Annotated in this window: 28 protein-coding genes; 9 read left to right on the top strand and 19 right to left on the bottom strand. The window is 63.3% G+C overall.

The genetic code is table 11. From position 1 onward, the window contains the following. Positions 1 to 140: 140 nt before the first annotated feature. Positions 141 to 494 (top strand): RidA family protein, encoded by a 354-nt coding sequence (locus tag JQ621_RS33105; RefSeq protein ID WP_212241290.1) that lies wholly within the window; start codon positions 141 to 143, stop codon positions 492 to 494. A 33-nt stretch (positions 495 to 527) separates the two neighbouring features. Here JQ621_RS33105 and JQ621_RS33110 read toward each other — a convergent pair whose 3' ends face one another. The 15 genes from JQ621_RS33110 to urtA all read right to left on the bottom strand — a co-directional run bounded on the left by JQ621_RS33110 (position 528) and on the right by urtA (position 14,619). Beyond that, a complete protein-coding gene (locus tag JQ621_RS33110; protein WP_212241238.1) occupies positions 528 to 2,186 on the bottom strand; it encodes a CHASE domain-containing protein in 1,659 nt (552 codons plus the stop codon). A 312-nt stretch (positions 2,187 to 2,498) separates the two neighbouring features. Continuing rightward, positions 2,499 to 3,122, bottom strand: coding sequence for an urease accessory protein UreG (gene ureG, locus JQ621_RS33115; RefSeq protein ID WP_212241239.1), 624 nt, complete (start codon positions 3,120 to 3,122; stop codon positions 2,499 to 2,501). Between the two features lie 161 nt (positions 3,123 to 3,283). Next, positions 3,284 to 4,009 carry an urease accessory protein UreF gene (locus JQ621_RS33120; protein ID WP_212241291.1) on the bottom strand — a complete coding sequence of 242 codons (726 nt, stop codon included), beginning with the start codon at positions 4,007 to 4,009 and terminating at the stop codon, positions 3,284 to 3,286. After that, complete coding sequence (locus tag JQ621_RS33125; protein ID WP_212241240.1) at positions 3,990 to 4,601, bottom strand: urease accessory protein UreE; 612 nt, start codon at positions 4,599 to 4,601, stop codon at positions 3,990 to 3,992. The genes JQ621_RS33120 and JQ621_RS33125 overlap by 20 nt, the downstream gene beginning before the upstream one ends. 6 nt (positions 4,602 to 4,607) lie before the next feature. Further along, positions 4,608 to 4,907: a putative quinol monooxygenase gene (locus tag JQ621_RS33130; RefSeq protein ID WP_212241241.1), complete on the bottom strand. Its 300-nt coding sequence runs from the start codon at positions 4,905 to 4,907 to the stop codon at positions 4,608 to 4,610. 157 nt (positions 4,908 to 5,064) lie between these two features. Then, a complete protein-coding gene (ureC, locus tag JQ621_RS33135; protein ID WP_212241242.1) occupies positions 5,065 to 6,780 on the bottom strand; it encodes an urease subunit alpha in 1,716 nt (571 codons plus the stop codon). A 37-nt stretch (positions 6,781 to 6,817) separates the two neighbouring features. Further along, entirely contained in the window at positions 6,818 to 7,357 is a 540-nt protein-coding gene (locus JQ621_RS33140; RefSeq protein WP_212241244.1) for an HD domain-containing protein, read from the bottom strand. Between the two features lie 3 nt (positions 7,358 to 7,360). Then, positions 7,361 to 7,666: an urease subunit beta gene (locus tag JQ621_RS33145; RefSeq protein ID WP_212241245.1), complete on the bottom strand. Its 306-nt coding sequence runs from the start codon at positions 7,664 to 7,666 to the stop codon at positions 7,361 to 7,363. 10 nt (positions 7,667 to 7,676) lie between these two features. Then, positions 7,677 to 7,979, bottom strand: a complete 303-nt coding sequence (locus JQ621_RS33150; protein ID WP_007605424.1) for an urease subunit gamma — start codon at positions 7,977 to 7,979, stop codon at positions 7,677 to 7,679. A 41-nt stretch (positions 7,980 to 8,020) separates the two neighbouring features. Next, positions 8,021 to 8,851: an urease accessory protein UreD gene (locus JQ621_RS33155; RefSeq protein ID WP_212241247.1), complete on the bottom strand. Its 831-nt coding sequence runs from the start codon at positions 8,849 to 8,851 to the stop codon at positions 8,021 to 8,023. 36 nt (positions 8,852 to 8,887) lie between these two features. Then, positions 8,888 to 9,583 carry an urea ABC transporter ATP-binding subunit UrtE gene (gene urtE / locus JQ621_RS33160; RefSeq protein ID WP_212241249.1) on the bottom strand — a complete coding sequence of 232 codons (696 nt, stop codon included), beginning with the start codon at positions 9,581 to 9,583 and terminating at the stop codon, positions 8,888 to 8,890. Positions 9,584 to 9,671: 88 nt separating this feature from the next. Then, entirely contained in the window at positions 9,672 to 10,433 is a 762-nt protein-coding gene (urtD, locus tag JQ621_RS33165) for an urea ABC transporter ATP-binding protein UrtD (protein ID WP_212241250.1), read from the bottom strand. Continuing rightward, positions 10,430 to 11,608 carry an urea ABC transporter permease subunit UrtC gene (urtC, locus tag JQ621_RS33170; protein ID WP_212241251.1) on the bottom strand — a complete coding sequence of 393 codons (1,179 nt, stop codon included), beginning with the start codon at positions 11,606 to 11,608 and terminating at the stop codon, positions 10,430 to 10,432. The genes urtD and urtC overlap by 4 nt, the downstream gene beginning before the upstream one ends. Next, positions 11,605 to 13,215 (bottom strand): urea ABC transporter permease subunit UrtB, encoded by a 1,611-nt coding sequence (gene urtB / locus JQ621_RS33175; RefSeq protein WP_212241252.1) that lies wholly within the window; start codon positions 13,213 to 13,215, stop codon positions 11,605 to 11,607. Before urtB ends, urtC begins: the two co-directional genes overlap by 4 nt. A gap of 81 nt (positions 13,216 to 13,296) precedes the next feature. Further along, a complete protein-coding gene (gene urtA, locus JQ621_RS33180) occupies positions 13,297 to 14,619 on the bottom strand; it encodes an urea ABC transporter substrate-binding protein (protein WP_212241253.1) in 1,323 nt (440 codons plus the stop codon). Positions 14,620 to 15,123: 504 nt separating this feature from the next. On the opposite strand from urtA, the gene JQ621_RS33185 reads away from it, so the two are divergent. The 3 genes from JQ621_RS33185 to JQ621_RS33195 all read left to right on the top strand — a co-directional run bounded on the left by JQ621_RS33185 (position 15,124) and on the right by JQ621_RS33195 (position 17,488). Beyond that, positions 15,124 to 16,695 carry a DEAD/DEAH box helicase gene (locus tag JQ621_RS33185; protein ID WP_212241254.1) on the top strand — a complete coding sequence of 524 codons (1,572 nt, stop codon included), beginning with the start codon at positions 15,124 to 15,126 and terminating at the stop codon, positions 16,693 to 16,695. Between the two features lie 23 nt (positions 16,696 to 16,718). Then, entirely contained in the window at positions 16,719 to 17,009 is a 291-nt protein-coding gene (gene infA, locus JQ621_RS33190) for a translation initiation factor IF-1 (protein ID WP_008546913.1), read from the top strand. Positions 17,010 to 17,275: 266 nt separating this feature from the next. Next, positions 17,276 to 17,488, top strand: coding sequence for a cold-shock protein (locus tag JQ621_RS33195; RefSeq protein ID WP_057759442.1), 213 nt, complete (start codon positions 17,276 to 17,278; stop codon positions 17,486 to 17,488). 112 nt (positions 17,489 to 17,600) lie between these two features. Here the strand turns inward: JQ621_RS33195 and JQ621_RS33200 are convergent, their stop codons facing one another. From JQ621_RS33200 to JQ621_RS33215, 4 genes are all read right to left on the bottom strand, one after another. Then, entirely contained in the window at positions 17,601 to 18,176 is a 576-nt protein-coding gene (locus tag JQ621_RS33200) for a TadE family protein (protein WP_212241255.1), read from the bottom strand. A 22-nt stretch (positions 18,177 to 18,198) separates the two neighbouring features. Next, positions 18,199 to 18,777 (bottom strand): TadE/TadG family type IV pilus assembly protein, encoded by a 579-nt coding sequence (locus JQ621_RS33205; protein ID WP_212241257.1) that lies wholly within the window; start codon positions 18,775 to 18,777, stop codon positions 18,199 to 18,201. 241 nt (positions 18,778 to 19,018) lie between these two features. Continuing rightward, entirely contained in the window at positions 19,019 to 19,516 is a 498-nt protein-coding gene (locus tag JQ621_RS33210) for a pilus assembly protein N-terminal domain-containing protein (protein WP_212241259.1), read from the bottom strand. A 143-nt stretch (positions 19,517 to 19,659) separates the two neighbouring features. Beyond that, the gene (locus JQ621_RS33215) at positions 19,660 to 20,487 is read right to left on the bottom strand and encodes a sterol desaturase family protein (RefSeq protein WP_212241292.1); all 828 of its coding nucleotides are present in this window, start codon (positions 20,485 to 20,487) and stop codon (positions 19,660 to 19,662) included. 259 nt (positions 20,488 to 20,746) lie between these two features. On the opposite strand from JQ621_RS33215, the gene JQ621_RS33220 reads away from it, so the two are divergent. The 5 genes from JQ621_RS33220 to JQ621_RS33240 all read left to right on the top strand — a co-directional run bounded on the left by JQ621_RS33220 (position 20,747) and on the right by JQ621_RS33240 (position 24,170). Then, positions 20,747 to 20,911 carry a Flp family type IVb pilin gene (locus JQ621_RS33220; RefSeq protein WP_079851750.1) on the top strand — a complete coding sequence of 55 codons (165 nt, stop codon included), beginning with the start codon at positions 20,747 to 20,749 and terminating at the stop codon, positions 20,909 to 20,911. A gap of 71 nt (positions 20,912 to 20,982) precedes the next feature. Then, positions 20,983 to 21,129: a hypothetical protein gene (locus tag JQ621_RS33225; protein ID WP_212241260.1), complete on the top strand. Its 147-nt coding sequence runs from the start codon at positions 20,983 to 20,985 to the stop codon at positions 21,127 to 21,129. Between the two features lie 106 nt (positions 21,130 to 21,235). After that, a complete protein-coding gene (locus JQ621_RS33230) occupies positions 21,236 to 21,760 on the top strand; it encodes an A24 family peptidase (protein ID WP_212241261.1) in 525 nt (174 codons plus the stop codon). Between the two features lie 125 nt (positions 21,761 to 21,885). After that, a complete protein-coding gene (gene cpaB / locus JQ621_RS33235) occupies positions 21,886 to 22,683 on the top strand; it encodes a Flp pilus assembly protein CpaB (protein ID WP_212241262.1) in 798 nt (265 codons plus the stop codon). Between the two features lie 11 nt (positions 22,684 to 22,694). Beyond that, entirely contained in the window at positions 22,695 to 24,170 is a 1,476-nt protein-coding gene (locus tag JQ621_RS33240; protein WP_212241263.1) for a type II and III secretion system protein family protein, read from the top strand. The last annotated feature ends 3 nt before the right edge of the window (positions 24,171 to 24,173 follow it).

Below are 24,173 nucleotides of genomic sequence, written 5' to 3' on the forward strand. Positions count from 1 at the left end.
GCAGCGGTTTTCCGAAAAGATCATGCTCAAACAACAACCTAAAGCGCGATGACGATTCAACCCAATCTCATCGCGCTTTAGGTCCGGTACCGGACGCGACAAGATCTCACGCCTCTTACGACAGGAGCATCGTCCTCACCATGATCAAGCGCATCTTGCCTTACGAAGGGCTGCTCCACGAAGTGGTCGAGCATGCCGGCGTGCTTTACATCGGCGGGATCGTCCCCGAGGACACGAGCCTGGACATGTCGGGCCAGGCCAACGACGTCCTGGGCCAATTGTCGCGCCTGTTGGAGACTCTCGGATCTGACCTCGCCAACGTCCTGCAGGTGACCATCTTCATGACGGATCTGGGCGAGAAGGCTGCGTTCAACGCAGCCTGGAAGGCGCACTTTGCAGAAGCTCATCTGCCGGCGCGTACCGCCGTCGGCGTGGCCGATCTCGGACCCAACGTCAAACTCGAGATGACGGCCATCGCTGCGCGCTCGACCTGAGGCCCCGGCGTCAAGTCCGCTGACGACTTGAAGCTATTTGGCGGGTCGCACCGGCGCGGAGATCTTTTCGGTGCGGTCACGCTCGGTCATGTCAACGACCGTCTCCATCGGCGCGGTGAGTTCGTAGACATAGGAGACATCGGTGAAATAGCGCTTGGCGGTGCCGCCGAGCGCTTCGGGCGCCACGCGGTCCAGCAGGATCAGGCCGAAATCCGAATCCGGCCGGCGCGTCGCCTGGCTGGTGTTGAACTCCTCCCAGCGGAATTGAAACACGGTGTCAGGCTCCTCGCCGGTCACCGTCCAGTTCGCAGTAATGTGCGGATGCTTGCCGACCAGCGACAGGCCTTCGTCCGAATGCGAGGCAAGCTCGAAAAACAGCAGCGACAGGCTCTGGGCGGCGCGCGCGCTGACGGCGATATCCGGGCCGCTGACGGCAATGCGATCGGCATGCGGAATCGCGCGCGCCTCGAACAGGCCCTTCAGCTTGACGCCCTGCCACTGGCTCTCGCTGAGCAGCGACACCACGTTGGACATGGCGTGGATGCGACCGATCAACAGCTCGCGGGCACTGTCGATATCCGAACCATGCCGCAGCGTGCGCGTCACGATCGACTGGATCACCGCGAGGATGTTCTTCACGCGATGATTCAGCTCGTCGATGACAGCCGTCAGCCGCCGCTCGAAGCCGATCCGCACCTGGATCTCGCGGCTGAGCCGCAAATTGTTGTAGGCGACATAGCCGAACAGGCCGCACACCATCGCGGTGATGGCGAAGCCGATCGCCGCCACGATGATCGCGGTCTGCTCGGCCCGTCGTGCCGAATTGGTCTTGGCGTAATAGCCGAGCTGCCAATCGCGCCCGCCGAAGCTGATGGTGCGCGTCGCAGACGGCGACGGCCCTTCCGGCGGCGTGATGCGGGTGGACACGACGCCCTGATCGTTGGCGACGAGTTCGCTGTTGTCTTTGCGAGGGTCCTTGAGCGCGACCGAGAACAACGACAGATCGTCGTTGGTCAACATCAACGAGGCGAGCTCATAGGAAAACGTGATGAATCCGACCGGCTCGGTGGCACCTTCGGGAATGACGGGGGCTGCGACGATGACACCGATCGGCCCGTTTCCGCGCAACAGCGGTACCGGGTCGGAGGCGACGGACCGCTTCTCGATCCTGGCCCGCGCCAGCATCGCGCTGCGAACGGGATCGTTATCGTAGCTGCGGCCCGGCAGCGCCATGGTCTCGTCGCTGCGCGGCTCGAGGTCCATCAATACGTCGATCGGCTGGGTCAGGCTTGCAGGGTCGACCGGCTTGTCGTTGTAGTCGCGGATCTCGGGCTTGGCAAAGCCGGCGGCCTTGATCGCCGTCTGTGCGGCCGCGAGTTCGGACGGTTGCAATCGGGCGACCCAACCGGCGACGACGAAATCGGTCTTGAAGGCGTAGATCGCCGAGCGCAGTGGCTCCAGCATATTGGGCTTCAACACCGATGGCGCGCGGAACAGGCCTGAGGCGACACGCGCCAGCAGCTCGCGCTCGGTCGACCTGTCCTGGACCAGGCTCGCATGAACGTCGATTGCGCGCGCCAGCGCGATCCGGTCCAGCGCCAGTTCCTGGTCGTGGACACGATAGGCCGCAAGCCCCGAGAGCAAGGCTCCGAGCAGGGCGATAAAACCGATGATGAAACCCAGCCGGACCACGCGACTACTCAGGCGAAAGCGGCAGGTCGGCAATAAACACAGAGCATATCAACGCCGCTCAAACGGCCATGTGCCGAAACAGGGTGAGCCCAGTGGCTGGATAATGAAGGAGGAGGCATCTCGACGCAACTTGGGTCGCCCAAAAAGCTTAATCCGCCCGGCCTATCGTTCGGCCAACAGCGGCTTCTCTCCGGGCACCGGAGGTAGACAATTGCCGTGTCGGAAATTTGTTCCGCTGGCCGAGTTCCGCCTCAGGCGTTAACGGCGGAATTGGACCGCGCCACGTCGCCGCGGCCCGTCAGCCGGCCCGCTTCAACCCGCTCGTTTCAGTCCACCCTTGGTCTCGATGAAGCCGACGATGCGGTCGAGCCCTTCGCTCTTCTTCAGGTTGGTCATGACAAAGGGACGCCCGCCGCGCATGCGTTTGGCATCCGTATCCATCTTCTCAAGGGACGCACCAACATGGGGCGCGAGGTCGATCTTGTTGATGACCAGAAGGTCGGAGCGGGTGATGCCCGGACCGCCCTTGGACGGGATCTTGTCGCCGGCGGCAACGTCGATGACGTAGATGGTGAGATCGGCAAGCTCCGGGGAAAAAGTGGCAGCGAGATTGTCGCCACCGGATTCGATCAGGACGAGATCGAGCCCGGGGAATTTGGCACGCATGTCAGCGACTGCAGCCAGATTCATCGAGGCGTCCTCGCGGATCGCGGTGTGCGGGCAGCCGCCGGTCTCGACGCCGGCGATCCGGTCCGGCGTCAGCGAGCCGGAACGCACCAGGAATTCCGCATCCCATTTGGTGTAAATGTCGTTGGTGATTGCGGCGATGTCGTAACGCTCGCGCATGGTCTTGCAGAGCAGGTCCATCAGCGCGGTCTTGCCCGATCCGACGGGACCGCCGACGCCGACACGCAAGGGGCCGTGAGAAGTTGCCATTGAGATTGTTTCCTATCGTCGTCCTGGCGAAAGCCAGGACCCATTGCCACCGAACTCTGTTGTCGCAATAAGCCGAGGCCCCACGGATGCATAACCACACACAGTTGGGGTTATGGGTTTTGGCTTTCGCCAGGACGACGGCGGAGTGCAACACAACGCGTTCATGACCGAAACAACCGCGTATATTGCGTCTCGTGCCGCAGGCCGGCGAGATCGGCGCGGAAGGTCGCGCTGCCGAGGTCGTCCAGTGTCGCATTCAGCGCCCGGTGAGCGGTTGCGGCGACAGCGGCTTCCAGCTTCACCAGCACGCGCTGGCTGTCGGTCTGGCCGAGCGGAATGAGCCGGCTGGCCGCCGAAATCCAGTTCGAGACGAGCGCATGCAGAAAGGCGTGCAGCGTCGGCGCCAGCGGCACGCCGTGCATCGCGGCGACGACGCCGACCGCGACAGGATAGACCATTGAAGTGCGGCATGCCGCGACCATGGCATCCAGTCCGTCCGCATCCCACGCCGCGCGGCTGATATCGATGAAGGCGCGCCCCTGCGAAGTCGTCTCGAGCTGCCGCTCGCGCGAGGGCACGAAAGCTGCGGCAAGCTCCGCAACATCGCTCAAGGCTGCATCTTCGCCCGCCTCGGCAGCGCGATAGGCCTGAACCAGGAAGGTCGCATCGCAAAAGCCCGAGCCTTCGCCCAGCATGGCGTCGAGCCAATCGGCGAGCGTGGCGATGTCGGTAATGTCTCCGGCTTCGACGGCCCACTCGATGCCGCTGGAATAGGAAAAGCCGCCGACGGGAAACGCCGGAGACAGCCACGTCATCAGCCGATACAGCGCCGCGGCCTCACGTTCGGCGAGGTCGCCGGCGACCGGCTCATTTGTGGTCATGAGCATGCTTGTGGCCGTGGTGGTGGTCGGGATGGTCGCAATGCTCGTCGTCGTGATGGTGGTGATCATGCCCATGGTCATGCGCGGCGTGATCATGATGGTGATGATCGTGGTGACGGGGGCCATGATCGTGATGCGCATGGTCATCATGTCCGTGCGCGTGGCTGGCTTCGGCGTAGGCGCCGCCTTCGGGATCGAACGGCGCCTCGATCTCCACCACCTTCGCACCCAGACCCTTCACCATCGCCTCGATGACGTGATCGCGGCGGATGCGCAGGCCCTTGGCCATGATCTGCGTCGGCAGATGGCGATTGCCAAGATGCCAGCCGACGCGGATGAGATGGTGCGGATCATGGCCGCGGATTTCGAGCAACGGCTCGGGCGCCGCAACCACTTCGACCAGCCGGCCGTCTTCCAGCACCAGCGCATCGCCACCGCGCAGCGCAACGGCGTTCTCCAGGTCGAGCAGGAATTCGAGGCCTCGCGTCCCCGTCATCGCCATGCGGCGGCGGTGCCGATCATCGAAATCGAGCACGACCGTATCTGCCGGCGCTTCCGTGAAGCGGTGCTGTCCCTTGACCTGCGTCGCCCGGATCATGCGCTGTTACCTCGTCTCGACCTTCTCAGGCGTGATGTATTCGATCTTGGGCGGCGCCGTGAAGCACTTCACCGCAACGCGGCCGAACGTCTTCATGTGTTCCTGCGTCCGATGCGGCCCCAACGCTTCCATGTTCTCCCACTGCTCGACGAACACCATCTTGGCGGGATCGGTGACGCTCTCGTGCAGATCGTAGGCAATATTGCCGGGCTCCTTCCGCGTCTCCTTGATGCAGGCGGTGGCGGCTGCAATGAACTCGGCACGGGTTTCGGGCTTGATGGTCAAAGTGGCAACGACGTAGATCACGAGAAATCCTCCCGGCTTTTCTTTTTGAAGGGCTAGATACCGGGCGGGACATTAGACCAGCCGGCATCGAACGCAAAACCGGAAAAGCCGACCCCGGACAGGCCGTGAGACATGCGAAGGAACCATGCCTTTTTGGGACATGCGTTGAGGCGCTATTTCAGTACATGAAATATCGCTGCGCCATCGGCAGCACCTCGGCGGGCGGGCAGGTGAGCAGCTCGCCGTCGGCCCGCACTTCGTATGTCTCGGGATCGACCTCGATATTGGGCGTGGCGTCGTTGTGGATCATGCTCTTCTTCGAGATCTTGCTGCGGGTGTTCTGGACCGCATAGAGCTTCTTCTCGATGCCGAGCTTTCGTGCGAGGCCTCCAGTGACGGCAGCCTTCGAGGTGAAGACCACCGAGGACGCCGTGCGCGCCTTGCCGAAGGCACCGAACATCGGCTGGTAGTGCACCGGCTGCGGCGTCGGGATCGAGGCGTTGGGATCCCCCATGGGCGCGGCGACGATAGTGCCGCCCTTGACGATGCAATCCGGCTTCACGCCGAAGAAGGCCGGCGACCACAGCACGAGATCAGCCAGCTTGCCCTTCTCCACCGAGCCGATCAGCTCCGACACGCCATGCGCGATCGCCGGGTTGATCGTGTACTTGGCGATGTAGCGCTTGACGCGGAAATTGTCGTTGTCCTTGCCCTTGTCCTGCGGCAATGACCCGCGCTGCTTCTTCATCTTGTCGGCGGTCTGCCAGGTTCGGATGATGACCTCGCCGAGACGACCCATCGCCTGCGAGTCCGAGGACATCATCGAGAGCGCGCCGAGATCGTGAAGGATGTCTTCGGCGGCGATGGTTTCCTTGCGGATGCGGCTTTCGGCAAACGCCAGATCCTCCGCGATGGAAGGATCGAGGTGGTGGCACACCATCAGCATGTCGAGATGCTCGTCGATGGTATTGCGGGTGAAGGGGCGCGTCGGGTTGGTCGAGGACGGCAGCACGTTCTTGAGACCTGCCACCTTGATGATATCAGGCGCGTGACCGCCGCCGGCGCCTTCGGTGTGGAAGGCATGGATGGTGCGGCCCTTGAACGCCTTGATGGTGTCCTCGACGAAACCGGATTCGTTCAGCGTGTCGGAATGCAGCATCACCTGGATGTCGTGGTCATCGGCCACCGACAGGCAATTGTCGATCGCGGCCGGCGTCGTGCCCCAATCTTCATGCAGCTTGAGCGCGCAGGCGCCGGCCTTGATCATCTCGACCAGCGGCGCGGGCCGCGAGGCGTTGCCCTTGCCGGAGATGCCGAGATTGACCGGGAAGGCGTCGAACGACTGGATCATGCGGGCGATGTGCCAGGGACCGGGCGTGCAGGTGGTGGCGAATGTACCGTGCGAGGGACCAGTGCCGCCACCCAGCATCGAGGTGACGCCGGACATCAGCGCATGCTCGATCTGCTGCGGGCAGATGAAATGGATATGGCTGTCGAAGCCGCCGGCGGTGAGAATCTTGCCCTCGCCCGCGATCACGTCGGTGCCGGGCCCGATGATGATCGTCACGCCCGGCTGGATGTCGGGATTGCCGGCCTTGCCTATGCCTGCGATCATGCCGTCCTTGATGGCGACGTCGGCCTTCACGATACCCCAATGGTCGACGATCAGCGCATTGGTGATGACGGTGTCGGCAGCGCCCTGCTTGTTGGTGACTTGCGACTGCCCCATGCCGTCGCGGATCACCTTGCCGCCGCCGAACTTCACTTCCTCGCCATAGGTGGTGAAATCCTTCTCGACCTCGATGATCAGATCGGTGTCGGCCAGCCGCACCTTGTCACCGGTGGTCGGGCCGAACATGTCGGCATAGACGGAACGCTTCATCTTGACGGACATCACAAGCCCCGTTTGCGTTTGAATTCCAGTTCAGTGCTCACAGCGAGGCCCTCGCCTTTCGCACCATGTCGTCGAATGTCGTGTCGAGCCAGGAGTTGCCGCCGCGGCAGCCGGCGACGACCTGCTCGGCCCAGCCGGTATAGTCGGTGAGGTCGTCGCGCTCTTCTGCGCTCGGCTCCGAATGGATGCGCGCGCCGATATTGCTGATCTTATCAGCGATCTTGATCAGCTTTGCGCCCGCGGACTTCTTCGGCGCATCGATCACCTGAAGCCGCCGCCGCTCGGCCTTCGGCAGGCTCATATCGTCTGTGCATTCCACGACGAGCGACGCCACGCGATCCGAAAATTTCTGCGCGAGTTCTTCACGCGTGGTCTCGGTGTCTTCAATGGTGTCGTGCAACCAGCCGGCCGCGACCAGCTCGGCGTCGGCGCCTTCGGTCGCAGTGGCGAGCAGGCTCGCCACCTCTGCGAGATGGTTGATGTAAGGCTCGTTCCCCCGCCCTTTCCGCGCCATGCCATTGTGCCGGCGCGCGGCCAGCTCAGCGGCTTCGGAGATGAGGCGGACGTCGGCCAGCATGAATCACAGCTTCCCCATCACGTCGCCGCGGAAGCCGTAGATGGTCTTCTTGCCGGCGAGGGCGACGAGCTGGACGTCGCGGGTCTGGCCGGGTTCGAAGCGGACGGCGGTGCCGGCGGCGATGTTGAGGCGCATGCCGCGGGCTTTCTTGCGGTCGAACTTCAGCGCCGGGTTGGTCTCGAAGAAATGATAGTGCGAGCCGACCTGGATCGGGCGGTCGCCGGTGTTGGCGACCGTCAGCGTCACGGTCTTGCGGCCGGCATTGAGCTCGATCTCGCCGTCCTGGATGAAGAGTTCGCCGGGGATCATGCTCTCGCTCCTATCGGATCGGTTCGTGCACGGTGACGAGCTTGGTGCCGTCAGGGAACGTCGCCTCGACCTGGATGTCGTGGATCATCTCGGGAATGCCGGGCATCACCTGGTCGCGGGTAAGCACCTGCGCGCCTGATTGCATCAGCTCGGCGACGGTGCGGCCATCGCGCGCGCCTTCGAGGATGAAATCGGAGATGATCGCGATCGCCTCGGGATGATTGAGCTTGACGCCGCGGTCGAGCCGGCGGCGGGCCACGATCGCCGCCATCGAGATCAGAAGCTTGTCCTTTTCGCGGGGAGACAGGTTCATGCAGAATCTCTTCCGTTCAACACTTCAATTTCAGCCGGCCGTCAATTCAGCCACAGCCGGGGCAGCGCCGCGCCGGTGCGGGCCAGCACGGCCATCATGTCGGCACGCAACCGCGCCGCATCTTGGGCACAGAACCGCGCCATTGCAAAGCCATTCCAGGCGGAGATTCCGACCTCGCCGGCGAAAGACTCCGACGCCTCGCGGATGCGCTCGACCAATGCCTCGTCGCCCGGCGCGATCAGCGCTGTGCCGATCGCGGCGGCGCCCTTCGCAACCGCCGATCGCGCGAGTTTCGCACCGATATTGCCGTCAAGCCTGATGGTCTCGGCGAACACCAGCCTGCCGCCGCGGCGCAGCCGCCAGCGGTCGACGAATTCGCCCTGCTCCATCCGCTCGCCCATGGCGGTGCGGCCGAACACGACAATTTCACAAAGCAGCAGTGAGGCGGTCTCATCGAGCTCGATGTCGAAGCGGCGATGGACCCGGGCGCGATCGAACAGGATCGTCTCCTGGGGCAGCCAGCCGAGATGCGCGTCAGCGCCAGCCTTCAAGGAAATGTTGAGTTGCGCCGCCGCCCTGGGGGCGCGATAGACCTTTTCGGCGGCCGCGGTGGTCACCGTCAAGCGCGAGCGATCTGCGGCCGCGATCTCGATGTCGAACCGGTCACCGCCGGCAACGCCGCCGGCCGTGTTGACGAACACGCCGGACAGGCCCTCATCTTCCGGCGAGGGAAACCGCACGCGGAGCGAGCCGGATTCATGCAGAGCGCCCCGCCGCGTCACGCCGTCGCGGACATGCACGTCGAAGCGCACGGCGCCACGGGCGCGGTTGGCCTCGAATACAGAAGCTGATGCCAAAGTGTCGCTGCGCATCCGTCTCCCCAGCCGGTCGCGGCAGGATTTCCCGGCCTACAGCGCCATCTGGCGGCTGATTTCGGCCGGATCGAGCGTGGAGCGATCGCAGGTGAACTTCACCGCGCCGCGATCCATCACCGCGAAACTGTCGCCGAGTTCGCAGGCAAAGTCGAGATATTGTTCGACGAGCACGATGGCGATATTGCCGAGATTGCGCAAGTAAGAGATGGCGCGGCCGATGTCCTTGATGATCGAAGGCTGGATGCCCTCCGTCGGCTCGTCGAGCAGCAGCAGTTTCGGCCGCATGACCAGCGCGCGACCGATCGCGAGTTGCTGCTGCTGGCCGCCGGAAAGATCGCCGCCGCGCCGGCCGAGCATGGATTGCAGCACCGGAAACAGCGAGAACACGTCGTCGGGAATGTTTTTGTCCTGGCGCTTCAGCGGGCCGAAGCCGGTCTTGAGGTTCTCCTCGACCGTCAGCAGCGGAAAGATCTCGCGGCCCTGCGGCACAAAGCCGATCCCCTTGCGCGCCCGCTCATACGGCTTCAGGCCGGTAATGTCGCTGCCGTCGAACAGGATCGCGCCTGACGAGATCGGATATTGCCCGACCATGGCCCGCAGCAGCGACGTCTTGCCGACGCCGTTACGTCCGAGCACGCAGGTCACCTTGCCAGGCTCGGCCGCGATCGACACGCCGCGCAGCGCCTGCGCCGCGCCGTAGAACAAATTGATGTCTTTAACTTCGAGCATCAGAAACACCTTTGCGGGCGAATAGCGAGTAGCGAATGGCGAGTAGAAGAAACGGCCAGTCCGTTGGCCATTCCCTATTCGCCATTCGCTATCTACCCAGATAGACTTCGATGACCCGCTCGTTGGACGAGACCTGGTCGATGGTTCCCTCGGCGAGCACGGTGCCTTCATGCAGGCAGGTGACCTTGACCCCGAGTTCGCGCACGAACGTCATGTCGTGCTCGACCACCATCACGGTGTGGGTCTTGTTGATCTCCTTCAGCAGCTCGGCGGTGAGGTGCGTCTCGACGTCGGTCATTCCGGCGACGGGCTCGTCGACCAGCAGCAGCTTCGGGTCCTGCGCCAGCAGCATGCCGATCTCGAGCCATTGCTTCTGGCCGTGGCTGAGGCTGCCGGCGAGCCGGTTGCGGGCATCGGTGAGGCGGATCGTCTCCAGCACCTTGTCGATGCGCTCCGATTCCGGCTTGCTGCCGCGCCAGAACAGCGTGCCCTTGACGCTGTGATCGACATTTAGCGCGAGCAGGAGGTTGTCCTGCACGGTCTGGCTCTCGAACACCGTCGGCTTCTGGAATTTGCGACCGATGCCGAGCTCGGCGATGCGGGTCTCATCCAGCCGCGTCAGATCGGTCACGCCGTCGAACAACACCGTGCCGAGGTCAGGCTTGGTCTTGCCGGTGATGATATCCATCATCGTGGTCTTGCCGGCGCCGTTCGGGCCGATGATGGCGCGCATCTCGCCGGGCGCGAGCGTCAGCGACAGATTGTTGATGGCGTGGAAACCGTCGAACGAGACGTGCACGCCGTCGAGATAGAGCATCGCGGAGGTGGCGCGGTTATCCATGACGTTCATGACCGCTCCTCCGCCATGTCGGGTTCGGTGATGCCGTCTTCGGCCGCCGCGCTCGCGGCCGCCGCAGCCGGGCGCCTCTCTCTCGCCGACTCCCGCCAGGCGTTGAAGGCTCCGACGATGCCCTTCGGCAGCAGCAGCGTCACCAGGATGAACAGCGCACCCAGCATGAACAACCAGTACGGCGCCAGCACGCCTGATGTGAAGAACGTCTTGGCGTAATTGACCACGATGGCGCCGAGCGCGGCACCGACCAGCGTGCCGCGGCCGCCGACCGCGACCCAGATCACCGCCTCGATCGAATTGCCCGGCGCAAATTCGCCCGGATTGATGATACCGACTTGTGGCACATAGAGCGCGCCGGCGACGCCGGCCATGCACGCCGACAGCGTGAACACGAACAGCTTGTAGGATTCGACGCGGTAGCCGAGGAAGCGGCTGCGCGATTCCGCATCGCGGATCGCTATCAGCACTTTGCCGAGCTTGGAAGACACGACGGAGCGGCAGATCAGGAAGGCGACGATCAGCGCCAGGCAGCTCAGCGCAAACAGCGCGGCACGCGTGCCCTCGGCCTGCACATTGAAGCCCAGGATGTCCTTGAAGTCGGTCAGGCCGTTGTTACCGCCAAAGCCGAAATCGTTGCGGAAGAAAGCCAGCAGCAGCGCATAGGTCATGGCCTGCGTGATGATCGACAGATACACGCCGGTGACGCGCGAACGGAAGGCGAGCCAGCCGAAGCAGAACGCGAGCAGGCCGGGCACCAGCAAGACCATCAGCGCGGCGAACCAGAACATGTCGAAGCCGTACCAGGTCCAGGGCAGCTTCGAGTAGTTCAGGAACACCATGAAGTCGGGCAGGATTGGATTGCCGTAGACACCGCGCGTGCCGATCTGGCGCATCAAATACATGCCCATGGCGTAGCCGCCGAGCGCGAAGAAGGCGCCGTGGCCGAGCGAGAGGATGCCGCAGTAGCCCCAGATCAGGTCGATCGACAGCGCCAGGATGGCGTAGCAGACATACTTGCCCCAGAGCGCGACCAGATAGGTCGGCACCTGCAGCACCGAACCCGCCGGCAGCAGGAGGTTGGAGAGCGGGATGAGGATGCCGCAGGCCGCGACGACCATCAGGAACATGGCCGCGCCGCGGTCGAGCGATCGCGTCAGCATGTGAGACGTCATGCTTCCACCGCACGGCCCTTGAGCGCGAACAGGCCGCGCGGCCGCTTTTGAATGAACAGGATGATCAGGACCAGGATCGCGATCTTGCCGAGCACGGCGCCAGCGACCGGCTCGAGGAACTTGTTGGCGATGCCGAGCGTGAAGGCGCCGACCAGCGTACCCCAGAGATTGCCGACCCCGCCGAACACCACGACCATGAAGCTGTCGATGATGTAGCTCTGGCCGAGATTGGGACTTACATTGTCGATCTGCGACAGCGCCACGCCGGCGATGCCGGCAATGCCCGAGCCGAGCCCGAAGGTCAGCGCGTCAACGCGCGAGGTGGCGATGCCCATCGATGCCGCCATGCGCCGGTTCTGCGTCACCGCGCGCATCTCGAGGCCAAGCGCGGTGTAGCGCAGCATCGCGAGCAGGATCAGAAACACGGCGAGCGTGAAAACGAGGATCCAGAGCCGGTTATAGGTGATGGTGATCTGGCCGAGCTCGAACGCGCCGCTCATCCAGGAGGGGTTGCCGACCTCGCGGTTGGTCGGCCCGAACATGGTGCGCACCGCCTGCTGCAGCACCAGCGACAGGCCCCAGGTCGCGAGCAGCGTCTCCAGCGGCCGGCCATAGAGGAAGCGGATGATACTGCGCTCGATCAGCACGCCGATGCCGCCGGCGACGAGGAATGCGAGCGGCACGGCGATCAGCAGCGAATATTCGAACAAAGCGGGATAGCGGGTGCGGATCACCTCCTGCACCACGAAGGTGGTGTAGGCGCCTATCATCACCATCTCACCATGGGCCATGTTGATGACGCCCATGACGCCGAAGGTGATGGCAAGCCCGATCGCGGCGAGCAGCAGCACCGAACCCAGCGACAGGCCATACCAGGCGTTCTGCACCGAAGACCAGATCGCCAGCGAGCCCTGGATCGAGCCGATCGCGCTCGTCGCGGCCTTCGCGACGGAGGCCGGCTGGTCGGAGCCCAGGTCAGAGAGCAGCGCCAGCGCATCCTGATCGCCGCGCGCCTTGATGGTGGCCACGGCCTCGAGCTTCTGCACTTCGGTGGCGTCGGACTTGAACAGCAGGATGGCCGCGCGCGCTTCACCCAGCGCCGTCTTGACCGCCTTGTTGCTTTCCTTGGCAAGCGCGCTTTCGACTGGCTCGAGCAAAGTCTCCTCGTGCGACTTGAAGACGGATTGCGCGGCCTGGAGGCGCGTCGCAAGGTCAGGCGACTGCAGCGTCAGGCCGCCGAGCGCGGCGTCGACGCTGCGGCGCAGGCGATTGTTGAGGCGGACCGCGCTGGCGCTGTCGGGCACGCTGGCCACGGCCTCACCGGTTGCGGCATCGATCGACTTGCCGTCGGTACCGGTGACGTAAACCTTCTTGCTGTCAGGATCGGCCATGAGGCGACCGTCCTGGAGTGCGCTGATGATCGGAAAAGCAAGCTTGTTGCCGCTGCTTGCGACCACACCAATCGCTTCTTCCGTATCGGAATAATCATCGTTGGCGAATTTGGCGACCGCATCTTCAAACGGACCGGCGAAGGCCGGCAACGCGAACGCGATCAGAAATAGCGAGAGGACAAAGGTACCAAAACGAGCGGACAATTTGGTTGGCACTGTGGATCACCCCGGCAGAAGTGGGGAGAAGGCGGCGGAATAGCCGCCCTCTCCCGTCGTACAATCAATGTCAGATCCGGATCAGGAGCCGGAGCCGAGGCACTTGTTGGTCTTGGTGTTGAAGTTGCCGCACTTCTTGCCGACCCAGTCGCCGATCAGGTCCTTGGAGCCATCAAGCTCCTTCGACCAGGCGTCGCCAGCGACGAGACCCGGGGTCTTCCAGACCACGTCGAACTGACCGTTCGCCTTGATCTCTCCGATGAACACCGGCTTGGTGATGTGGTGGTTCGGCAGCATCTTCGACACGCCACCGGTCAGGTTCGGTGCTTCGATGCCGGGAAGCGCGTCGATCACCTTGTCCGGATCGGTCGACTTCACCTTCTCGACGGCCTTCACCCACATGTTGAAGCCGATCACGTGGGCTTCCATCGGGTCGTTGGTCGTACGCTTCGGGTTCTTGGTGTAGGCCTGCCAGTCCTTGATGAACTTCTCGTTCGCCGGGGTCTTGATCGACTCGAAGTAGTTCCATGCGGCGAGATGGCCGACCAGCGGCTTGGTATCGAGGCCGGCGAGTTCTTCCTCACCCACCGAGAACGCGACCACCGGGATGTCCTTCGCCTTGATGCCCTGGTTGCCGAGTTCCTTGTAGAAGGGGACGTTGGCGTCGCCGTTGATGGTCGAGACCACCGCCGTCTTCTTGCCGGCCGAGCCGAACTTCTTGATATCGGCCACGATCGTCTGCCAGTCGGAGTGACCGAACGGCGTGTAGTTGATCATGATGTCTTCCTGGGCGACACCCTTGGACTTCAGATAGGCTTCCAGGATCTTGTTGGTGGTGCGCGGATAGACGTAGTCGGTGCCGGCGAGCACCCAGCGCTTCACTTTCTCGTCTTTCATCAGATAATCGACGGCCGGGATCGCCTGCTGGTTCGGCGCCGCGCCGGTGTAGAACACGTTGCGCTCGGACTCTTCACCCTCATACTGCACGGGGTAGAACAGGATGTTGTTGAGCTCCTTGAACACCGGGAGCACCGACTTGCGGGACACCGAGGTCCAGCAGCCGAACACGACCGAGACCTTGTCCTTGGTGATCAGCTCGCGCGCCTTTTCGGCGAACAGCGGCCAATTCGATGCGGGGTCGACGACGACGGCTTCGAGCTTCTTGCCGAGCACGCCGCCCTTCTTGTTCTGCTCGTCGATCAGGAAGAGGATGGTGTCCTTCAGCGTGGTTTCGCTGATCGCCATGGTGCCCGACAGAGAGTGAAGCACGCCGACCTTGATGGTGTCGTCAGCAGCCTTCGCGCCGGAAATGGAAGCCAGACCGAGCATCAGTCCGGCGGTCGCGGCGAGAACGCCACGGCGGCTAAATGACGCCGCTATATCGTGAGTCGATTTGTTAAGCATGGATGTATCATCTCCCTGACGCAGACGTGAAAAGACGCTGCGAAACGGCCCCACGGCCGCCTGCGATTAACGGAATCGCAAGAACCATGCCATGGCCTGGGCACCCGCCAAGTGATTGGTCAATCAAGGTAATTCTCGCGCAATCAAAATTTCGCCGCAGTCTGACTGCTTAATTCTTGGGCGAATAAAATGTATGCTCACGCGGCAATCAGTTTATTTTTTGAGCAAATCGTCGCGGCTGGCTAAAAATCCGGCATAACGATTTTTGCACTGCAATCGACGCCGGTCGAACGCCTGCCTTGAAAGCGCCGCGCCGATGTTCCATATGAAGGAGGAGATCGCTCGCGAATCGAGCGATCGTTGCGAGCCGCGTGTTCTTAAGCCCTAACGGGCCTCTGGCTTGCCCCACATCTCCCAAGCCATCCGACACCCCAAACACGCAGGTGTCTTCTCGACACCCTTATGCACGCGCCCCGCTGATTGCGCCGGGCGCCGGCATTTGACATGGAAAGAACCCATCTTTTGACTTCGTTTCAGGACTTCGGCCTCGCCGAACCCATCGCACGTGCTCTCGCCGAAGAGAATTACGTCACCCCCACTCCCATCCAGGCCCAGACGATCCCCACGGCGCTGACCGGCCGCGACGTCGTCGGCATCGCCCAGACCGGCACCGGCAAGACCGCCGCCTTCGCACTGCCGATCCTTCACCGCCTGCTCGAGAACCGCATCAAGCCGCAGCCCAAGACGGCCCGCGTGCTGGTGCTGTCGCCGACCCGCGAGCTTTCGGGGCAGATCCTCGACAGCTTCAACGCCTATGGCCGCCACATCCGCCTGGCCTCGACGCTCGCCATTGGCGGCGTGCCGATGGGCCGCCAGGTCCGCGCTCTGATGCCTGGGGTCGATGTGCTGGTTGCGACCCCCGGCCGCCTGCTCGATCTCGTGCAGAGCAACGGGCTGAAGCTTGGCAGCGTCGAGTTCCTCGTGCTCGACGAGGCTGACCGCATGCTGGACATGGGCTTCATCAACGACATCCGCAAAATCGTCGCCAAGCTGCCGATCAAGCGGCAGACACTGTTCTTCTCCGCCACCATGCCGAAGGACATCGCCGAGCTCGCCGATTCCATGCTGCGTGATCCCGCCCGCGTCGCGGTGACCCCGGTCTCCTCGACCGCCGAGCGCATCAACCAGCGCATCATCCAGGTCGATTTCTCGGCCAAAGCCAACTTCCTGACCAAGCTGCTGAAGGAGGAGCCGATCAACCGCGCGCTGGTCTTCACCCGCACCAAGCACGGCGCCGACAAGGTGGTGAAGACGCTCGAGAGGGCCGGCGTCCCCGCCAGCGCCATCCACGGCAACAAGTCGCAGAACCATCGCGAGCGCACGCTCGCTCAGTTCCGCTCCGGGGAAATCCGTACCCTGGTCGCCACCGACATCGCCGCCCGCGGCATCGACGTCGACGGCATCACCCACGTCATCAACTACGACCTGCCCAACGTGCCCGAGACCTACGTGCACCGCATCGGCCGCACCGCGCGCGCCGGCGCCGAAGGCACCGCGATCTCGCTGGTCGCAGGCGGCGAGGAACTCAGCTATCTCCGCGACATCGAGCGGCTGATCAAGGTCGCGCTGCCGCGCGAAGACCTCCGCACCGATGCCGGCCGCCGCGACGCCGGCGCGCCTCCGCCGCAACAACGGCAGGGCCGGCCGGGCGGTCGCCCGGGCCAGCGTCCGCAAGGCGCAAGGCATGGAGAGGGACGCCACGGGGACGGACGGCGCAGCGACGAGCGGCATTCGGACGGACGCCACCACAGCGCCGGAAAGCAGGGCGAAGGACGGCCCGGTGAAGGCCGGCGCGCTGACGGACGGCATGAGGGAAGGCCCGGCAACAGCCCGAAGACCTCGAAGGGACCTCGTCGCCCTCGCTCCGGCGGGAAGGTGCATTCCTCGCAAAACGACCGTTCAGAACAGCGTTCCACGCATAGCGCCGGAGCGTCTGATGGGATACAAGGCGTGGCCTTTTTACGCCGCGAGAGTCGGCCGATGGGCCAACCGACCCGCAAACCCTATTCGCACTAGCCGTCCACGACCTGGAGAAATTCATGGCTAAGGAAGAGCTGATCCAGTTCGAAGGACTGGTCACCGAAATCCTCCCCGACGCGCGCTACCGCGTGCAGCTCGACGCCGGTCACGAGATCGTCGCCTACACCGCCGGCAAGATGAAGAAGAACCGCATCAAGACGCTGGCGGGCGACCGCGTGACGGTTGAGATGTCGCCCTATGACCTCGAAAAGGGCCGACTGATTTTCCGCCACAAGGACGAACGTCCCGCGACCGCCGGTGGACCGCCACGAGGCGGCCCGCAGCGCGGCGGCCAATTCCGTCGCCGTTAATTCGCCTGCCCGCGCCTAAGGCGCGGCACTAAAATGCTGACTGTATGCTGATCCGCCGTGGCATCACGGCGGATCAAAAAATCGTGCACGTCAGCATTGTTTTGGCGCCTTAATTCCAATAAAATGAACACATCGATTTTCGGCCGGACGACATTAGCATCCACCGGTACAGCCGGTTCAGACACGCTGACGACCCTTCCAAAAATTCGATCTAACCGGCCTGCGCGAGCGGGCACTGACATTGTATGCGAGAAGGGACTACCCCCATGAGCATGGGAACCGTAAAGTGGTTTAACGCGACCAAGGGCTACGGCTTCATCCAGCCCGACGATGGCGGCAAGGACGTGTTCGTTCACATCAGCGCTGTCGAGCGTGCCGGCCTCGGCTCGCTGCGCGAAGGCCAGAAGGTCTCCTACGAGATCGTCGCCGACCGCCGGTCCGGCAAGTCGGCTGCCGACAACCTTCGCGACGCAGGCTGATATCGACGTCGCGCTCCGCCGAGCGCGCGCAAGCATCAGCGCCAAGGCACTAAACAACGGAAAAGGCCGTGCAGGATGCACGGCCTTTTTCATGTCCGCGGGGCGGATGCGCTCAGTAGTTGGTGCAGGCCGTCGCCGGGCTGTAATAGACGCAAGTCGACTGCCGAGGGCGGGTGTAAGCCACATCGCTCAGCGTGATTGAACCCTTGAGCGCATAGCCGACCGACGGCGTGTAGATGTAGCTGACTTCGCTGAAGATCAGATAGGTGCCGGCGATCGCGAGCGTCGTGGGAATCGTGACCACCGACTTCTGGGTCCGCGGCGCCGATCCTTTGCTCCACTGGACGTGCGCCGTCTGCGTCGAATCCACATAAAGCTCGCTGATCGTCGAGGATACCGGCGTGGCGTCATAGGGCGTCAAGATGCCGGTCGAGGCCGCAAAGAAATTTGTCATGTCGCTGTCGGCGACCGAGGTCGACTGCGAGGTGAGGTCCGACAGCGTTCGCGCCATCAGCGTCACCTTGCGATCGATCGCCACGGCCGACGAGAATTCGACCGTACCGAAGAACATCACCAGCATCAGCGGCACGACCACCGCGAACTCGGTGGCCGCGAGTGCTGTTCCGTCTGCCAGGAATTCGTGCGCGGTGAGACGGCTCGTCCGCCAGAATTTCGTAATCGCCTGCATCGTTCTGCCCGATCCGTCGATCTCAATAAGGCTCGTTCTTGAAAGCAGCCGTCGCCACGAGCAGCCGCTTGTGGCCCGCAAGGTTGGAGACGTTGTAGCCGAGCCCGGTCACGAACAGCGGCCACTGATAGAACAACCGCACCACCACGATGTCGCCGGCATTGCCCGGGCTGTAGAGCATATTGGTGTCGAAATTGCCGGCCGCATCGATGTGGCTCGACAGCGTGACCGACGAAAAAGACGAGTAGCTCTCGACATCGACATAGAGGCTGTTGCAGTCGAACAACGCCGGAATCTGGCTACAGACATAGGTCTTGAACGTCGCCTGCGTGCAGGCCGTGGCCACGCCGCCCACTGCGCAGGACCCCACCGAACCCGACTGCGCCTGGCCGGTCAGCACCACGCGCGCGGAGTCCTGCGTGACGGTCTCGAGCACCTGGCTCGCGAAGAATATGATCGCCGTCTCGATGATGGCAAACAACAACGCAAAGAAGACCGGCGCGACCAGCGCAAACTCGACCGCCGCGGATCCGCGCCGATTGCCGCGAAACCGGCTCAGGGCGGTCTTGAGCGTGAACCTCGAAGGTGCGGGCGATGGCATCGCGTCAAATTCCCCAGCGGCAGCGATCATCTGCCCCGATCAGTACCGGAAACTGATTGTTTAAGTGTTTCAGGCCGTCCGCTCCGGCCGGACCGGATCGTTAAGATCGGGTTAACCACGCCGCGCACGGACACTTTGCGGCTCCGGCGCGGCCCAGAGTCCCGCTCGGCAGCCGCTCCCGATGACATTGCCGCGCTGGTTCGTCTTCGCGCTGGTTTGTCTTCGCCAGTTTATCTTGACGCTAATTCGTCTTGGCGCCGGCGCCGGCGGTGCCGCTGGCATTGCTGTTCAGCGCACCAGCCTGGTTCATCGTGGTGGTGAAGTAGGTGTCGCTGTCGCCGAGCGTGACCCGGCGCTGGCAGACCGGCATACAGCTATAGGACTCGCGCTCGATCCCGCGATAGACGGTGACGAGGCGGTCGCTCGGACCCTCGACCTGGATCTGCCGATCGACCAGGATCTCGCCGCCGCGATCGAGCGCAATGAAGTTGGTAGCGCCGTAGCCTTTGCCCGTCACAACGATCATCCCGCCCGGTTGAAGCGTGACGTCGGCGATCAGCGGATTGCCGACAACGATCGTCGCCACCTTGCCAGGCAGCCGCACCAGCTTGGCCTGGTCGACATTGACCGCGATGGTATCGACCGTGGGCTCGGCAAGGCCAATCGCAGGCGAGGCCAGCGCAGCGACGGTGGCCAGCAGACAGATGCGCGCATGACGGCGCAGGAACTCTTTACGCATACTTTTACCCCGGGACGTCACAAACCGGCAGAATCGATCAGGAAGCGGAGCCGGCGCCCGACGCGGTTAACCTGCCTGTAATTCGTGAACGTTCCGCAAATTCGCCCACTATTGTTCTAACGGACTGGCGTTTTATCACCCGCCTAGTGCCGGAACGGATAAGCAAGCTGGCCGGCGATCTCCTTCGGCATGGCCGCTTCGTCCTTGCCGAAATCCTGCGGCAGCTCACCCATCGGCATGCGGAAGGTCCCGAACAACACGTCCCAGATCGGGAAAGTGCCGGCGAAATTGGTGTTGCCACCCTCTTCGAGCGGCGTGTGGTGCCAACGGTGGAACACGGGCGTTGCCAGCACATATCTGAAAGGACCGAAGGTCCAGTTCAGGTTGGCGTGCACGAATGCCGAATGGAAAGTCGTGAACGGGCCGACCCAGATCATGACGTTCGGCGAAATGCCGGCCATCAACAGCACGACGTCGACGCTGATCGTGCCGATCATCAGATTGACCGGATGGAAACGGGCCGCCGAGATCCAGCTGATCTCCTCCGAAGAGTGATGGATCGCGTGGTATTTCCAGAACTCGCCGCCGTGGAACAGGCGGTGCAGCCAGTACAGCATGAAGTCGGCGGCGACCAGGAACAGCATGCCCTGCACCCAGAGCGGCAGCTGCGCGAGCGGGCCATGGCCGTTGTCGTAGAAGGCGATCAGTTCGTCGGCATCATGGATGTTGAAGAAGAAGCCGGCAGTGACGATCAGGAGTCCGATCCGCATCGTGCGGGCGAACACGGGAACGAAGAACCAGTAGCAGATGTCGGTGATGATCTCGCGCTTGCGCCACCACGCCGGACCGGGGTTGCAGGCCCAGAAATGTTCGAGCACCGTGAAGATTACCGCGAGCGCGAAAGTGACCGGTATCACCTTCTCGATGGTCTCGCCGAGCATCAGGGCAACTTGCATGGGCAGGCTCGACATCATCGTCGTCTCTTTCAGGCTGCTGATCTGACTTAACCCCTACTCCGCTAGATTTAAGGGAGGGTGAAGTTGACGCCGCGTTCGCAACTCGAACGAATTGCGACAACACCCTTAAGGCGAAATTCACTTTGGCCAAAAGCTTCGCGCAGGACGCGGGTTTGACCGATTGAATTAACTCTACCGAAAGAGCTCGGCACACATGGTCGTAACGTCAATACAGCGCCGAACGAGGCGACCACACCCAGATGGAGTTTAGTTCATGAAGAACCTGATTGCGCGTTTCGCCAAGGATGAATCCGGCGCCACCGCTATCGAATACGGTCTGATCGCCGCCGGCATCGCGCTGGCCATCATCACCGTCGTCAACAACCTCGGCACCACGCTGAACACCAAGTTCGGCTCGATCAGCTCCTCGCTGAAGTAAGCCGGACGACAAACGACGGCAAAAGCCCCGGACCTCCGGGGCCTTTGTTTTTTTGGATCGTGCGAGTTCCAGTGGCGTTGCGTAGGCACAGCACCGATGCCGCGGTTGCGGCGAACGAGGCGGACACGGCGCGCAACGACGCGTCGACTTATTGGGTCTGCCTTGCGCTGCTGCTGGCCATGGCCACGCTCGCAATGCGCATCGCCAGTCTGTGGTGAGCCCGGCTCCGCGACTGCTGCAACCGTTGTCGGTTTGTTTAGCACTGCGCTGTAGCATGCGCCGACGCCTCCATCCGGCAATTTATCCTGGCCCAAGACGCAGCCCATGATCCTCGACCTAGCGCGCCTTCTGCTCTTCCCGGCCCTGATGGCTTTCGCAGCCGCGAGCGATCTCTTCACGATGACGATCTCGAACCGCGTCTCGCTGGTGCTGGTCGCGGGCTTCTTCATGCTTGCTGTTGCCGGTGGCATGGCACCTTACGAGGTGCTGAGCCATGTCGGCGCCGGCGCGTTGATCCTCATCGTGGCCTTCACCTGCTTTGCGATGGGCTGGATGGGAGGCGGCGACGCCAAGGTCGCAGCTTCCGTCGCGCTTTGGTTCGGCTTCGCGCAGTTGATGGACTTCCTGCTTTACGCGTCGCTGTTCGGTGGCGCGCTGACGCTGCTCCTGCTCCAGTTCCGGCAATGGCCGTTGCCTTACGGGCTCGCGGGTCAGGCTTGGCTGGCGCGGCTGCACGACAAGCAGACGGGCATTCCCTACGGCATTGCGCTCGCGCTTGGCGCGTTGATGATCTACCCCGAGACCGAATGGGTGAAGGCGATCGACCTCGCTCACCTCGCACTGCGCTGAACGCCGCGATAACCCGGCGTTAAGGCGATTTAGATACGCCTCATTAACCATGCTTTGACGAATAGCTGGTCAACTGCCGATTACGGCGGCGGCAGCGTCGCAGCGTTCTGTGGAAAGTGAAGCGTATGAATAGGGCACGCATAGTCGTCCTGACGGCCGCCATCTGCGCCGGCGGCGTCGCTGCGTATCTGGCGAGCGGCTCGGACTCTGCGCCGCCTCCAGTGGCTCCGGTCGCGCAGCTTCCCACCACCGACGTTCTGGTCGCCAAGAACGACATCGGCCTCGGCCAGACGGTGAAGCCGGACGACGTGCAGTGGCAGACCTGGCCGACCGCGACCGCAAGCTCCACCTTCATCCGCCGCAGCGAGCGCCCCGAAGGCGCGACCCAGGTCACCGGGTCGATCGCGCGCGCCCCCTTCATCCAAGGTGAACCGATCCGCGACCAGAAGCTGGTGAAGGCCGACGGCTCAGGCTTCATGGCTGCGATCCTGCCGACCGGCATGCGCGCCATCTCGACCGAAATCTCGCCGGAGACCGGCGCCGGCGGCTTCATCCTGCCGAACGACCACGTCGACGTGCTGCTCACGCGCCGCCTCAAGAACCCCGACCAGAGCGCCGGCGCGCCGGACATCGTCAGCACCGAAGTCATCCTGGTCAATGTCCGCGTGCTCGCCATCGACCAGGCTCCCAAGGAGAAGGATGGACAGAATACGGTGCTCGGCAAGACCGTGACGCTGGAACTCAATTCTGCGCAGACCCAGGTGCTTGCCTCGTCCCGCCAGGCCGGAACGCTCTCACTGGCGTTGCGCAGCATTGCCGACGGCAAGACGACCGAGATCACGCTCGATGAGACCGCGCAGAAGCGCGACGGCATTTCGATCATTCGCTACGGCGTCCCGACCCAGGCGACGAAGGCACGATGAGGACAGTCGATATGAAGTGCAGGGCAAATCCGGCAACGCTGCGAACCTCGATGGTTCGCGCCCTGTCGTTCTCGGCCGCCGTCGCGCTGACGCTGAATCCCGCGCTGACGCCCGTGATCGCCGCGGACTATCGTCCCGCGGCTCCGGCTGCGGCCGACGGCCAGATGAACGCGCGGTTCCTCTCGCTCGGCGTCGGCAAGTCGATCGTGATCGACCTGCCGCGCGACATCAAGGACGTGCTCGTCGCGGATCCCAAGATCGCCAATGCGGTGGTCCGCTCGTCGCAGCGCGCCTACATCATCGGCGCCTCGGTCGGCCAGACCAACATCGTGTTCTTCGATTCCGCCGGCCAGCAGATCGCCGCCTATGACATTGCGGTCAAGCGTGATCTCAACGGCGCTCGCGCCGCGCTGAAGCAGATCCTGCCCAATTCCGACATCCAGATCGACGGCCTCGGCGACGGCGTCGTCCTGACCGGAACGGCGGCCACCCCGATCGAAGCGCAGCAGGCCAACGATCTCGCTGCACGCCTTGCCGGCGGCGCCGACAAGGTGGTGAACTCGATCGTGGTCCGCGGCCGCGACCAGGTCATGCTGAAGGTGACGGTCGCGGAAGTCGCGCGCAACATCGTCAAGCAGCTCGGCATCGACCTCTCGGCGAACCTCAACTACGGCACCTCGGTGGTAAGCTTCACCAACTCGAATCCGTTCAACGCCTACGGCCGCAACCTCGTCGACGGCAACAATCTGACCACCAGGTTCGGCGCGGCGCCTTCCGTGCAGGCGACCCTGCGCGCGATGGAGACCGCGGGCGTGGTACGCACGCTGGCCGAGCCGAACCTGACCGCGATTTCGGGTGAATCCGCGACCTTCATCGCCGGCGGTGAATTCCCGGTGCCGGCAGGCTATGCCTGCGATCCCACCACCCATGTCTGTACCACCCAGATCAGCTTCAAGAAGTTCGGCATCTCGCTCAACTTCACGCCCGTGGTGCTCACCGAGGGCAAGATCAGCTTGCGGGTGATGACCGAGGTCTCGGAGCTTTCCAACGACAATTCGATCACGCTGTCGCAGGCCGTGACCTCAAGCTCGGTCAACTCGCTGACCGTGCCCTCGATCAAGACCCGGCGCGCCGAGACCTCGCTCGAAATTCCCTCCGGCGGCGCGATGGCAATGGCCGGCCTGATCCAGCAACAGACCAAGCAGGCGATCAGCGGATTGCCCGGGCTGATGCAGCTGCCGATTCTCGGCACGCTGTTCCGCAGCCGCGACTTCGTCAACAACACGACCGAGCTGGTCGTGATCGTCACGCCTTATGTCGTTCGCGCAGCGGCGCCAAAGGACCTGTCGCGACCGGATGACGGCTTCGCCGCGCCTGCCGATCCGCAGGCCGAGCTGATCGGCAACATCAACCGCATCTACGGCGTGCCGGGCCGGACCGAACCGGCAAGAAACTACCGTGGCACCTACGGCTTCATCACCGACTGACGC

Source organism: Bradyrhizobium manausense (assembly GCF_018129685.1).
Classification (GTDB): Bacteria; Pseudomonadota; Alphaproteobacteria; order Rhizobiales; family Xanthobacteraceae; genus Bradyrhizobium; species Bradyrhizobium manausense_D.